At 28.3% G+C, this 13,844-nt stretch carries 15 protein-coding genes and 1 riboswitch; of the genes, 7 read left to right on the forward strand and 8 right to left on the reverse strand.

Annotation, left to right across the window (positions count from 1 at the left end; all coding sequences use genetic code 11):
• Positions 1-54: 54 nt before the first annotated feature.
• The 7 genes from FVE75_RS06395 (at position 55) to FVE75_RS06425 (ending at position 4,229) form a co-directional block, all read left to right on the forward strand.
• On the forward strand, positions 55-726 hold the full coding sequence (locus tag FVE75_RS06395; protein WP_147005735.1) for a hypothetical protein: 672 nt from the start codon (positions 55-57) through the stop codon (positions 724-726).
• Positions 727-895: 169 nt separating this feature from the next.
• Positions 896-1,297, forward strand: coding sequence for a VOC family protein (locus tag FVE75_RS06400; RefSeq protein ID WP_147005736.1), 402 nt, complete (start codon positions 896-898; stop codon positions 1,295-1,297).
• A gap of 21 nt (positions 1,298-1,318) precedes the next feature.
• Positions 1,319-1,813, forward strand: a complete 495-nt coding sequence (locus FVE75_RS06405) for a GyrI-like domain-containing protein (RefSeq protein WP_147005737.1) — start codon at positions 1,319-1,321, stop codon at positions 1,811-1,813.
• Positions 1,814-1,831: 18 nt separating this feature from the next.
• Positions 1,832-2,305, forward strand: a complete 474-nt coding sequence (locus FVE75_RS06410; RefSeq protein WP_147005738.1) for a GyrI-like domain-containing protein — start codon at positions 1,832-1,834, stop codon at positions 2,303-2,305.
• A gap of 19 nt (positions 2,306-2,324) precedes the next feature.
• Positions 2,325-2,957 carry a GyrI-like domain-containing protein gene (locus FVE75_RS06415; RefSeq protein ID WP_147005739.1) on the forward strand — a complete coding sequence of 211 codons (633 nt, stop codon included), beginning with the start codon at positions 2,325-2,327 and terminating at the stop codon, positions 2,955-2,957.
• 11 nt (positions 2,958-2,968) lie between these two features.
• Complete coding sequence (locus tag FVE75_RS06420) at positions 2,969-3,481, forward strand: ClbS/DfsB family four-helix bundle protein (RefSeq protein WP_147005740.1); 513 nt, start codon at positions 2,969-2,971, stop codon at positions 3,479-3,481.
• 133 nt (positions 3,482-3,614) lie between these two features.
• A complete protein-coding gene (locus tag FVE75_RS06425; RefSeq protein WP_147005741.1) occupies positions 3,615-4,229 on the forward strand; it encodes a DJ-1/PfpI family protein in 615 nt (204 codons plus the stop codon).
• Between the two features lie 40 nt (positions 4,230-4,269).
• Here the strand turns inward: FVE75_RS06425 and metK are convergent, their stop codons facing one another.
• The 8 genes from metK to FVE75_RS06470 all read right to left on the reverse strand — a co-directional run bounded on the left by metK (position 4,270) and on the right by FVE75_RS06470 (position 13,819).
• Positions 4,270-5,424: a methionine adenosyltransferase gene (gene metK / locus FVE75_RS06430; RefSeq protein ID WP_147005742.1), complete on the reverse strand. Its 1,155-nt coding sequence runs from the start codon at positions 5,422-5,424 to the stop codon at positions 4,270-4,272.
• Positions 5,425-5,559: 135 nt separating this feature from the next.
• A riboswitch (SAM riboswitch) is annotated at positions 5,560-5,657 on the reverse strand.
• A 111-nt stretch (positions 5,658-5,768) separates the two neighbouring features.
• Entirely contained in the window at positions 5,769-6,971 is a 1,203-nt protein-coding gene (locus FVE75_RS06435) for a tetratricopeptide repeat protein (protein ID WP_147005743.1), read from the reverse strand.
• 80 nt (positions 6,972-7,051) lie between these two features.
• A complete protein-coding gene (locus tag FVE75_RS06440; RefSeq protein ID WP_147005744.1) occupies positions 7,052-8,701 on the reverse strand; it encodes a phospholipase D family protein in 1,650 nt (549 codons plus the stop codon).
• A gap of 81 nt (positions 8,702-8,782) precedes the next feature.
• The gene (locus FVE75_RS06445; protein WP_147005745.1) at positions 8,783-10,150 is read right to left on the reverse strand and encodes an MATE family efflux transporter; all 1,368 of its coding nucleotides are present in this window, start codon (positions 10,148-10,150) and stop codon (positions 8,783-8,785) included.
• Between the two features lie 108 nt (positions 10,151-10,258).
• Entirely contained in the window at positions 10,259-11,143 is an 885-nt protein-coding gene (locus FVE75_RS06450) for an endonuclease/exonuclease/phosphatase family protein (RefSeq protein ID WP_147005746.1), read from the reverse strand.
• Between the two features lie 605 nt (positions 11,144-11,748).
• Entirely contained in the window at positions 11,749-12,045 is a 297-nt protein-coding gene (locus FVE75_RS06460) for a hypothetical protein (protein ID WP_147005747.1), read from the reverse strand.
• A 16-nt stretch (positions 12,046-12,061) separates the two neighbouring features.
• Positions 12,062-12,784, reverse strand: a complete 723-nt coding sequence (locus FVE75_RS06465) for a hypothetical protein (RefSeq protein WP_147005748.1) — start codon at positions 12,782-12,784, stop codon at positions 12,062-12,064.
• Between the two features lie 36 nt (positions 12,785-12,820).
• Positions 12,821-13,819: a hypothetical protein gene (locus tag FVE75_RS06470; RefSeq protein WP_147005749.1), complete on the reverse strand. Its 999-nt coding sequence runs from the start codon at positions 13,817-13,819 to the stop codon at positions 12,821-12,823.
• Positions 13,820-13,844: the final 25 nt, after the last annotated feature.

Below are 13,844 nucleotides of genomic sequence, written 5' to 3' on the forward strand. Positions count from 1 at the left end.
AGAATAAAATGCTATAATTTTCTAAAATATTAAAAACGAGAGGAAGTGTTGCAAATGAAAAAATTTTTAACAGTAACATTTTTATTTTTTAGCATCTTTGGATTTTCTAATGCTAAAAATAATGCTTCGAATGATGAAAAACAAACCGTAATTAACAGCTTTTATGATTTTATGAAATTTCACACAAGTCCTGAAAATGTTAAGAAGAATGTTTTTACAAACTCTGTGGAAGGTACAAATGAAATTTGGGGAAAAAATGTAAGCAATCAACGTAAAAAAAATTTAGAAGATATTGCAGCAAGTCAGACAAATAAATCATTAAAAAATTCTGCAGATTATTTAATAATCGCAAACTCAAAAATTTCATACAGAGTATTGGATGCCGAAATTAAAAATGGTACAGCTGTCCTAACTGTGCATATTAAAGGTCCTAATTTTACAGCTCATGCCTCTGAATTAGAAAATTACATAAAAAAAATTAGCAATGAAGAAAAGAAAAAAATTTCAAAAATGAACAATAAACAATATCAAAACTTTTTGCTAGAAAAAGGTTCTGAATTTTATTTGCAATTAGTTAAAAGAAATAATTTACAATATATGGAAAACGATATCAAAGTATATGTAAAAAAATATCCTAATACATGGGGAGTAATTCAAGATTACACCATAAATAATGCTATTTACAAATATCTTGGTTTTGGTTATGGTCCAGAATTGATGAGATAAATTATAAAAATTAATAAATATGGCAATATTTTATTGTTGTATTTTTTTTTAAATTTTTCTTAACAAATATATTTTTATAAATCAAAATTTTATTTTTTAATATGACATACTCTTGTCATATTTTTTGTATTATAATATCTATAGAAAATTTTAAAGAGGAGGAATTTTTATGTTAAATAGTTTTTATCCTGTAATTTTAAGTGATAACATAGAGATAACAGGAAATTTTATAAAAAAGTATTTTAATTTTAAAGAAACATTTGTCAGCGATTGGTATATCAGTTTGAAACATGAGAATAACTTTGAGATAGCAATTATAGATAAAAACCATGAAACAATTCCAGAAAGATTTAGGCAACAATCCAAAGGAATTATATTAAATTTTGAAGTTGAAGATGTTGATAAAATATATGAAAGGATTTCAGAAGATAAAAATATGAACATATTGCTAGAAATACAAAATGAGGAATGGGGACAGAGGCATTTTATTTTTGAAGGTCCTGATAATCTTCTGATAGATGTTATACAGATTATAGAGCCAACTGAAGAATTTTTAAAACAATATAAATAAATTAATAAAGGTGATATAATTATGAAATACGAAATAGTAGAAATTAAAGAAAAAACTCTTGTTGGATTAAAGGCAAGAATAAAGGAAGAAAAAACAGCACATGATACAATCTGGAATTTATGGAAAGATTTGTATTCTGAAAAAGGTGTCAAAAATGTAAAAGATAGAAAAAACGGTAATCTTATGGGAGTTTATTATAACTACAGTAATGAAAATGGACTTGCATATGACTGTCTTACAGGTTGTGAAGTAAAGGATACAATAGATAAAATCCCTGAAAATATGATAAAAATACAAATCCCTGATGGAAAATATGCAAAATTTGTAATTACTGGAAATCCTGAAAAGGCAGTTGGAGAGTTTTGGGATAAATTTTGGAAAGAATTGAGTGAAGATTTTTCGGATAATAGAAAGTATACATATGATTTTGAAGAATATATAACTAAAGATAATTATGAAATATCAGGTGAAAGCTATGAAAACATGGAAATTCACATTTATATCAGTATAAAATAATAATAGGAGATGATAATTATGAAATATGAAATAGTAGAAATTAAAGAAAAAACTCTTGTTGGATTTAAAACAAGAGTGAAAGATGATGAAACAATGTCTGAAAAAATTTCAAATTTATGGGAAAAACTGTATTCTGAAGAAGGTGCCAAAAATATAAAGGACAGAATTAACAATAATGCTATTGGAGTCTATTATAATTACAGTAATGAAAATGGCTTTGAGTACGACTGTCTTACAGGCTGTGAAGTGAAAAATAAAATTGATGAAATTCCTGAAGATATGACAAGTCTAGAAATTCCTAAAGGAAAATATGCAAAATTTGTGATTTTTGGTAACCCTGTAAATGCTGTTGGAGAATTTTGGTATAAATTCTGGGAAGAATTTGGGAAGGAAAAATCTGATATAAGAAATTATACATATGATTTTGAAGAATATATAGCAGGTAATGATTATGAAAATACAGAAATTCACATTTATATCAGTATAAAATAATAACTAGGATATGATAATTATGGCATTTGATTTTAAGAAGGAATTTAAAAAATTTTATAGACCGTCAGAAAAACCTGAAATTATAGAAATTCCTAAAATGAATTTTATAGCAGTCCGAGGAAAAGGAAATCCCAACGAAAAAGATGGGGAGTATCAGAAAGCAGTTGAAATGCTATATGGAGTTGCCTACACTCTTAAGATGAGTTACAAGACACAATATAAAATTGAAGGATTTTTTGAATATGTTGTTCCGCCACTAGAAGGGCTTTGGTGGCAGGAAAATGTAGAGAATGAAAATTATTTGTTAAACAAGGAATTATTTAACTGGATTTCTTTAATTAGAGTACCTGATTTTATTAAAAAGGGAGATGTGGAATGGGCTATAAAGTATGCTACTGAAAAAAAGAAAAAAGATTTTTCAAAAGTTGAATTTTTCAGCTATAACGAAGGACTTTGTGTACAATGTATGCATACAGGAAGCTACAATGATGAACCTGAAACTATCCAAAGAATGAATGAATTTGCACAAAATAATGGATATAATATAGAATTAATAGAAAAAAGATATCATCATGAAATTTATTTGAGCAATCCAAGAAAGGCAGATATAAATAAACTGAAGACAGTGATAAGACAGCCTGTTAAAAAATAGGGAGAAAAATTATGCAAGAATATTCAAGTAAAAAAGAATTGATAGATGAAATAAATAAAAGAGCGGTATTATTTATTAATGAATTTATAGAAATAACAGATGAAAATAAAGATACTTTGGTAGAAGGAGTGGACAGAGGCCCTGCTCAGATGATTGCTTACCAGCTGGGATGGATGAATTTAATACTTTTATGGGAAGAAAAAAATAAAAATAATGAAACAGTTATTACTCCATCAGAAAATTACAAGTGGAATAATTTAAGTGGGCTTTATCAATCATTTTATAAAAAGTATGAAAATTATTCAATAAAAAAATTAATTGCAGAATTTAATATAACCGTAAAAAAAATAACTGATTTAATTGAAATTTACACAGAAAAGGAGTTATTTGAGCAAAATCAACGACAATGGGCTTCTTCCACACCAAGCAACTGGCCAATCTGGAAATGGATTCATACAAATACAGTCGCTCCTTTTAAAACTTTCAGGACAAAAATAAGAAAATGGAAAAAATTAAAAATTTGACTTTCTTTGTATTATAATTTATAATATTTTCAATTCTTTTAAAACTTTTTAAAATTAAACTATTAAAAATGAAATAATTTTATTTGGTTTTAAAATAGAAAGTTGATTGCAACTAAGAAAGGACAAAATGATAATGAAAAATATAGTTTTTTTAATTTTAGATGAATTTGCAGACTGGGAAACTGCATTTCTAGCTTCGGCATTAAATGAAGAAAATATAACTCAAAATTATTCAGTAAGTTATGCTTCAACTGATAAGGATGTTAAAGTATCAATGGGTAATTTAAAAATGCTGCCTGATATGACATTAGAAGAAATCACCGAAGACAATACTGACGGATTGATTTTAATTGGAGGAAAAACTTGGAGAAATCAGAGCTTTGAAACAAACTACACAATTATTGAACTTGTAAAAAAATTTAAGAATAATCCAAATAAAGTTGTTGGGGCAATTTGTGATGCCGCTTATTTCCTTGCAACTAATGGACTTCTAAATGACTGCAAACATACTGTAAACAATCTTGCTGAAATAAAAGATAATGAAAATTATACAAATTCTGAAAATTTTGTGAAATCAGAATCAGTAATTGATGGAAAGATGGTAACTGCAAGAGGTGACAGTCCTCTTCATTTTGCAAAAGATGTAATGAAAGCGTTAGGCGATATTCCTGAAAAAAATATAAATTTCTTTTTTGATATGTATACAATTGGATTTGAAAAGGCTTTTGAAAAATATTCTAATGAATAAAAAGTTAAAGGGAGTGACTTATTCACTCCCTATTTTTGAATTATTTTCCCAACTCTTCTTTCAATCCTTCAACTTTATCCAATTTTTCCCAAGGTAAATCAATATCAGTTCTTCCAATATGTCCGAATGCCGCTAAATCTTGGTATCTAAATGATGGTTTTCTCAAGTTTAATGATTTTTGGATTCCATTTGGTGTCAAGTCAAATAATTTTGCAACAGCCTCTTCAATTCTTGTTTCTTCAACTGTTCCAGTTCCAAATGTTTCTACACGAATTGACACAGGTTCAACGACACCTATCGCATAAGACAGCTGAACTTCACATTTTGTAGCAAAACCTGCTGCAACAATATTTTTGGCAATCCATCTTGCCGCATAAGCTGCCGATCTGTCAACTTTCGATGGATCTTTTCCAGAAAAGGCTCCTCCACCATGTCTAAAGTATCCACCATAAGTATCAATTATAATTTTTCTTCCAGTAAGTCCAGAATCTCCGTGAGGCCCTCCTATTACAAATCTTCCAGTTGGATTAATATGAAATTTTCTCACATTTTCAATATTCAAGTTATATTTTTCCAACACAGGTTTTATAACAAGCTCTTTCAAATCCTTTTCAATTTGTGTATTTGTTACATCTTCGTTATGCTGTACTGATAAAACAACTGTATCAACATTTAACAATTTTCCATTTTCATCATAAGCTAACGTAACTTGTGCCTTTGCATCTGGTCTTGCCCAGGCAAGTGTACCATTTCTAGTAATCTCAGTTAATTTTTGAATAATTCCACGTGATAATACAAGTGCCAAAGGCATTAATTCTTCAGTTTCATTAACTGCCCCTCCAAACATAATCCCCTGATCTCCAGCTCCACCTGTATCGACTCCCATCGAAATATCAGGCGACTGTGAATGAATAGTATTTAACACACCGCAGTCAGAGTCAAATCCCATTCCTGGACGGTATCCAATTTCATAAATTTTATCTCTAACAATCTTCTGAACATCCACATAAGTCTTAGTTGTAATCTCTCCCCCAACGACTACAAGCCCAGTAGTCGCAAATGTTTCACATGCCACTCTTGAACTTTCATCATCTGCAAGACAAGCATCTAATATCGAATCTGAAATCTGATCACAGATTTTATCTGGATGTCCTGGTGATACAAATTCTGATGTAAAGTAAATTTTTTTAGCCATTTTCTTTCCTCCTAATTTTTTCTATAAACACAACTTAATTTACAACAATCAATCTTAAAACTTATAATTTCCAATTTCAATACATAAAATATTTTGACTTAAAAAAAATCTCTTCCTAGAAAGGAAGAGAATTGTTTCTTATCTTCGCATTCATATGCCGGACTTAGCACCTTGTAATTACAGGTTGCTGGATACTCAAATGGGCCGTTCCCTAATATCTCTCTTGATAAGTTTTATTAAATTGTATTATAATTTATTTGATTTTCAAATAACTTTATTGTAAAACAAGTATATAATATTTTTTTACAAATGTCAATATTAAAAAATTTTTATTTCCTGTATTTTTATTTATTGTATTCTGCCGCTTTTTTCTTCATAATTTCATCAATATTTACATCTGAAGATTTTTCGTCAGATTTTACTGTTTGTACAGGTTGCTGCTGCTTAACTGTACTTGGTTTTTCAGCTTTAATTTCAACTTTTGAAGCTTCTTCTGCTTTACTTTTACTTTTTACGTTATTAAGAGTGCTTTCTGTCAAGCTTTGAGATGAGTTTACATTTCCTAGGAATGTTTTTGGCTGTTTGTCATTTTTCTTTTCTTCAACTACTCCACCCTTTTCAATTCTTTCAACAGTAGCCGCAGCATTTTTATCTCCATTTTTTGCAGCTATTTTATACCATTTCAAAGCCTCTGTCATATTATTTTGTTGATGGTATGACATTGCGATTGGCATTGCAAGTCCTTTATTCCCAGCATTATACGCTTTTAAAAGGTATGGACGTGATTCAGTCTGTTTACCGCCATCATATAAAATTGCTCCAATTTCATAATTTGCCTCTTTAACACCACGGTTTGCAGCCTTTTGGAACCATTTCATCGCTTCTGACTCATTTTTAAGTTCTTTATTTAAAAGTGCCACACGTATGTCAGCTTCCTTTATCCCAGCATTATATGCTTTTTCAAATTCCACTTTAGCTTCTTTATATCTTTTTGCTTTTATTAAATCAATACCTCTATTGTATGCTTCTGCACCAGGACGCATTTTTATTTGTCTCATTTGCTGTCTACCAGCAGTCGTTGTAGAACCTTTTGGAAGTCTTGCAATCAATTTATTTGCTTCTGCCATATTTCCTTCTTCTTTAAAAATCACAGCCAAGTTATAAATTGCTTCGGGATAGTTTTTATCTACACCATATTGTAAAATTTGTTTAACTTTATCCATATTTTTTAAATTATAATAAAGCTGTGCTAGCGACATAATTGATTCCTTATCTCCATTTTGAGCTTTTGTCAATGCTTCCGAAACTTTTGCAGGATCAATTTGATTGTCAATTAAATTTTGCTGTTCCTCAGGAGTTAAATTTTGTATATTTGGATTTCCTTGAGCCTGTCCTCCAAGATTAAAAATATCAGTATTAATGTCCTTATTTTGTTGCTGTTGTGTCTGCTGATTATTTTTCTTATTATCCTTTTTCTTTTTAAAGCAAGAAACTGACATCATACCAATAGCTAAAATTACTACCACTAACATTATTTTTCTTTTCATTCGTTTCTCATTCCTCTCTTTCAAATTCTTTTTATTTTTATAATTTTTTAATTTAATATATTTTCTATATATTTTTTCATCTAAAATGATCCTAATTGTGCTGCATCTAAAATTTTATACATAAAATCTGCACTTGCCTTCGTAGTTGGCTCATCATCAAAGTTTATGGTAAACAAACCATCCTTATTTTCCCATAATCTATCAAAATATGTATAAATATCTTTTGTCAGCTTAGAATTATTATTTGTCAAAATTCTAAAATTAGCATCCATTATATAACCACGTATATTTTTTTTGATTAAATTAGCCGAACCTGTATGTATTATAACATTGCCATCTGTTTTTTTGATTAGTGTTATCTTTGTGTGATATTGCTCATTATTCGTAAAATACCATTTCACTTCTATTTTATTTTTAGTTTTTTTCTTCAATTTCTTAGAAACAGGTTTGTTAGGCAGTCCGTTCGTACTCATTCCAAAAGCATCTCTACTTCTATCAAAAATAATCCGAACTTTTACACCACGATTTGCAGCTTTTATCAATCTATCGACAACACCTTTATCAGCCAGAAAATACATACCCATAAGTATTTCATCCCCTGCTCTCGCACTGTCAATATCCTTATCCAGATGCTCTCCTATTTTTGCCTCTGTCACAAACTGAAGCTGATACTTATTATTTTCATCATCAAATCTTGTAATCGTATCTCCATTTTTCTGATTTTCGTTTTCAGAATTTTGACTTTTTTCAGGAAGTTCTCCAGTTTGTGAAAATCTTCTTGTTTCCTCTTCCACAAATTCTTTCTTCTTATTCTCAATTTCTTTAACTTGTTTTTCAGTTTCACTTTCAGAAAAATTATTTGTCTCACTTGTCTGATTATCCGTTAAATTTCCAATTTGTATATTATTTATTTTATTTTCCTGTTTCTCAGTTACATCAATCTTCCCATCTGAAAATTCAGCCACAAGCTGTAATCCATGCAGAACATCCTTTGTAATTTCTCCATTAGCCGATATTGCCACATTTTCATGAAAATAGCTAGGATCGTGAATATTAGCACTTGAAACTACAACATTTTCCTCATTTAAAAATATTTTTCTGTGATCGGCCTTTACATTCAATGCCCTCAATAAATTTCTCAAAGTCAATTTAGGCCACATAGGCCCGTAAAAGTTCCCAATCCATCCTTTCCCCTGCGGATTTCCGTGAGGTGCAATCAATGTTCTCCAAATTGGCGAATACCAAGGGAAAGTATCCTTCAGCTTAAAAATATCCACCATTATAACATCAATCCCAGCATTTTTCATATCCGTAATAAACGGATGCTCAAAAGCCCCGTATAAATTATTATTCTCATCTGAAAGCACATATACCTTCAAATCAGGATTTTCCATCTTCTTTTTAATAAGCCTTCTTGTATACTCCTTAGCAAACTCTGGAAAATGCTCTTTATCCTTATTATAGATATCATTAAACAAAAACATCTCCACAATCAGATAATCCTTTGCTTCATCCACAACCTTATAAGTCGCCTCCCAAATCTTCCTGTCATATCGAATATTCCCATCCTTATCCAGATAAGTCAAATCATAATGAAACTCGACGTTATCACTATCTCTCAATGGACCTTCATAATTTACTCCAAGTGGAGGAGTTTTTATTGTGGAACATGAAATTGTAAAGGCTGTTAAAATACCAATTAATAAATACTTTTTTCTTCTTAAATTCATTAATTTATTCTCTCCTTCACTATTTTAAATTTATTTTTTTATTCTCAATTTAATCATCCTTTTTTATTTTTACCCAAATTTCTAACTAACTAGATTGTTTATCCACTTCTTGCTCTTCAATCTCCAAATACACGGAAATATTTTTATAATTTCATCACTACATGAAAGTAAATATACAAATACAACTGGAAATCCTAAATATAATCCAGAAAAATATGTTACTGGAATTGCAATAAACCAAAGCGGAATCAAATCAACAAACATTGTCCAGAGCGTATCCCCTCCTGAACGTAAAATTCCAACTAACAGCTGTAAACTTATTGCTTTTACAAAAATTACAAATACCTCCGCCTTTACAACCTCTTTTGCTAACGGATAACTTTTTTCATTTACATGTTGCAGAATAAATGGACTGAAAACAAATACAATTGCTCCAATAATAATTCCTGAAATAACAGCTACCTTTAATAAAATTATTGAATAGTCATAAGCATTTTCTTCTCTTCCAGCACCAATCTCATTACCAATTATAGCCGAAGTTGCACTCGAAAGTCCAAATAACAATGTCAATACAAGACTGCTAATTGATTTTACAACCTGAACGGCAGCCGCAAAATTTGTCCCCATTCTTCCAAAAATCATTACATATACACTTGCTCCAAGTACCCACAATATTTCATGAATAAACACAGGAAGCGATATTTTCATAACTTTTACAAAAAATTCCATTGACAAATCAAATAATTCATTTATTTTCCCTGCAATTGGCAATTTTAACTTGTAAATTATATAAATTATATAAAAAGTACTTATAATTCTCGCAATAACTGTTGCAACTGCAGCACCACGTACTCCCATCGCAGGAAATCCAAAATGTCCAAAAATCAGAACATAGTTAATAAACACATTTATCAAAAGCCCTATTACACTTGAGTAAAATGAATATTTGGTTTTCCCTATTGCACGAAGTTGCATATTAAAGGCAAAACCAACTCCCACAAGTGGATAAGTCCACGCTACTATACGTAAATATGAAGCCCCTATTTCTATAACTTTTTTATCATTTGTGAATACTGAAATTACAAGTTTTGGCGTAAATAATCCTGTAAAAAGAAATAGCAGCGAAAATAAAAACCCTACAATTATTGTTATCCCAAGACATTTCTTCAGATTTTTGTAATCCTTATTCCCAAAATACTGAGCTGCCAAAATTCCACCGCCACTATTCATCCCAAAAAGTGAAGTCATAAAAATCATAAACATCTGATTTGCAAAACCTAATCCTGCAACAGCAACTGTCCCCAGTCCAAGCGTTACAATTTCTTTCCCCACCATAAACATATCAACAAAGTTCATAAGTGCATAAATCATATTTTCAATTGCCACAGGCAACCCAATATTAAGCACTTTTTTATAAACAAACTTCTTATTCAATATTTTTTCTTTCATTTATTTCCTTTCTTTTTCATTGATACTTTTTTAGATTTTCTCAACAGTTTCAGTTTACTTGATAATATTTTTTCCTAACAAAATAAATTTTAACTTTAACAAATTTATTTAATAATCTAAATCCTCCAATGTTGAATATTCTGAAAATATCAACAAATGATCTGACACATATTTCTTTATTATAGCATAGTTATTATTTTTTATAAAGTTATAAACTCCAAAATTTCCAGTAAATTCTTTTGTTTTTTCAAAATTTATGAAAAAATTATCATAAGAACTTACAAGTTTACTATCCGAAAGTGTGGTCAAATTTTCTTCAGGATTTAAAATATACTTGACGTTATATTTATCAGTCATATTTTTAAAAGCCATATTGTCAGCAGGCGTATTAAAATCCCCAGCGATAATTATATCATCCTCATCTGTCAATTTAGAAAAATATTCATAAACATTGACATAATTTGCTGCCTCAAGCAGTCTATGCTTTTCTTTATCACCAAAAACCGAATGTGCAATAACATAAACAAAATCAAAGTTTCCTGCTTTAAAATATGCACCATACGGCTCTCTCATAAACTCATTCTCATCCTTTTCCTTATAAAATCCAAGCTCTCTCGCTTCAGAAAATCTACTTTTCCTATAAATAAATGCAAAATATTCACGATAATTTTCACTTCCTACAGAATTTTCCGAAATAATATAATCCCATTTCTCTTTTGTCAACTTTTCCAAATACGCCTGAACTTTCTTAACTCCTTTCTCATTCATAACCTCTTCTATCCCAATTAAATCAAACTTTTCTAAAATTTTCGCAAGTGTCCGATAATCTTTTTGTTTCTCACCAAGACGCATAGCATTAAATGATGCAACTAAAATTCTATTCTCATCTCTATTTACATCAATTGTCTCATTTATCTTTTCTTTTCTAAAACAAGAAAATATTCCCAAAACTAAAAATACAAAAACTAACCCTCTAATTATTTTATTCTTCATCTCAATCAACCCCTTGATTTTTTTATTTATTTTCTAAAATATTATTATACTCTTTCTCTTCTACAACAAACTCTATTTTCTTTTCCTGACATATTTTCCGTATTTGTAAAAAAATTGCTAAATAATTTTGAGAATAATCTCTTTTTATAAAAAATACAAAAAATTTTTATATTTACTACCATTTTTTTGAATCATTATTATTCTTTTATCATTTAAAGATTTTGGATGTGTCATTTTTATTATCTTTATATCTTCATAAGAAAATTTCTTTTTATCAATCGCAATTTCAAAGTCATTTAAAATTAATCTGCTCGGAGAATTTATTATCTGAAAATACGTTTTCCAATGTTTAAAACCTTGATATACAAAAATAAAAATATTGAAATTGGCGCTGTAGAATAAATATTTTGCAACAGAAATTGGTATTGTTAATTTAAAAGCTAAGGCAATTACTAGAAAAACATAATAAAAGCCTTCATGATTCCTGTTGTTATATAAAAAATTGTAACCTTTATTAAATTAGACCTCTGTATTTTACTCTTTTTTAAAAATGAATAATCTCCTAATTCAAAAATTTTTCTTCCATAAATTTCACCTTTCTTTTCTTATTTTTCTATCTTAAATTCAATATTATTCATAACACACCATTTTGGTATTTCTTCCAAGATTTCCAAAAATTTCTTTCGTTCCCTCTTAACCAATTCGTAATCTAGCATTTTTGTAAAAGTTATACCAAAATTACAACGTATATCCTCACTTCTCTTAGATATTCTAAACTCCAAATTATATTTACTCGCTTTATCCACAGCCATACTCATAATTTCCTCAGCTTTTATTCTGTTAATATTATATCCAAAGTTTATAACTATTCTATCTTGATAAAAAGCTATACTGTAAATCATTGCTTCCAGCTTTTTCTTAAATTATTTTTTTAATAAAAATTTTACAATTATTATAAAAAATTATTATTACTATAGCTGGATTTAAAAATTTTATATATGCAAGAATTAGCAATGTTAAAACATAATAAAATACTTCTGTAAACGATAAATTTAGAAAATTTACAAATCCCGAATTTTTCTTAAAATCACTCAAAAGTTCGTCTTTTCTGATTTTAAAAACTTTTTTCTCATAATTTGATAAAAATTTTTCTCGTGCCTCATTGTCTTCTATCTGCTCATTATATTTCTCTTGAAGTTTTTCCCGGCTCATTTTTCTTGACTCATGATTCCAAATCCACTCATTTATCAATTTATCCTTCATATGAAATTTTTGCTCATCTAAAATCATCCTTTTCGTTTTCAAACTTTCGATATAATCCCCCAATTTTTTGAACTCATAATCATCCAATTCACTTACATCAATTTTATTGCCATTTAAAAATTTTAGTTTCCTATACTTCACTAATTTTTTGTACCTATTTCTATCTACATTTCTAGGATGAGGCTTTATAATTTCCCAAAACAGACTAACTCCTGTTTTATACACGTATTCTGTTTCAATAGTTCTTTCATCAAATTCCTCAATCGAAACAGTTTCTTTTAGTTTATTATATTCAAAATAATAAATTATTTCATTTTTTATTATAATTTTCTTTTCAGAAAATGATATTTCATAAATTTTTTTATCAATTTGTCTCAACTTTCATAATTTCAAAATTTATATTTTAGAAAAATTTTAATATCCATTTATGATAAATTCAACCCCATTTTCAAAGCACCAATTTCTAATACTCTTAAACAGCAATACATATTCAGGATATTTCCATTTCGCATTTACTCCGCTTGGCACAATAAGAAATTTCTGTTTCCTGATACTACTTTCTATTATGAATACTTTTGGAACATCTAAAATTTTAAAATATGATTTTTCCATAATTTTTAATCCTGTCATAGTTATTTTTTTTACATCAGATTTATAAAATTCTTTTTTATCTATTATTATTTTTAAATTATCTATCGTTATATTTTGAGGAAGTTTTTTCTGAATTTTTTCCTTCATGTTCGAATAATACGCAATATAAACGATTATTAAAATAGTTTCTACAATAATAGCATAAATCAAATGAATTATAAATTTTTCAGTTCCTTTTTCTGAAAAAGATATAAAAATTATAAAATTAATGATCGATATTACAAAAAATTTTATTTTTATATCCATTTCCTTTAAAATTGCAAGTTTTTCTCCTGGAATATTAAAATTTTTCTCTTCAAAAATATCATTTTCATATTTTCCAACTTTTCTTTTAAATAAATACTTATATTTCCAAATATATATCTTCAATTCATTTCCTTCTTTTGAAGTTATCCACGAAATATTTTTCAAATATCTTTTTCCATTTTCTGTAAATTTCAAATATCTCTTTACTTTTATTCTTAAACTTTTTATATGACTTTCTACACTTTCCACTATCCGCACATCATTTTTTATGATATCTAAAACCTTTTCTTCTCCAGCAAAATTAAAATAACTAATTTTATTACGCTTTACGATAATTTCTTTTCTGAAACAACTTATCAAAGTATAAAAAATTATAACTAAAAATGTAACAGGAAAAATTTGAGGAATCTGCAATAAAAACTCTCCAATAATTACAAACGGTATAAAAGATACCAAAAGATTATAAAATATTATTTGAATAATTTTCCATATTTTTATTTGATATGTTTTTTCCATATTTTTTTTTAAAACTCCTATTTAA

The sequence above is a fragment of the Leptotrichia hongkongensis genome, from assembly GCF_007990635.1.
Classification (GTDB): domain Bacteria; phylum Fusobacteriota; class Fusobacteriia; order Fusobacteriales; family Leptotrichiaceae; genus Leptotrichia; species Leptotrichia hongkongensis.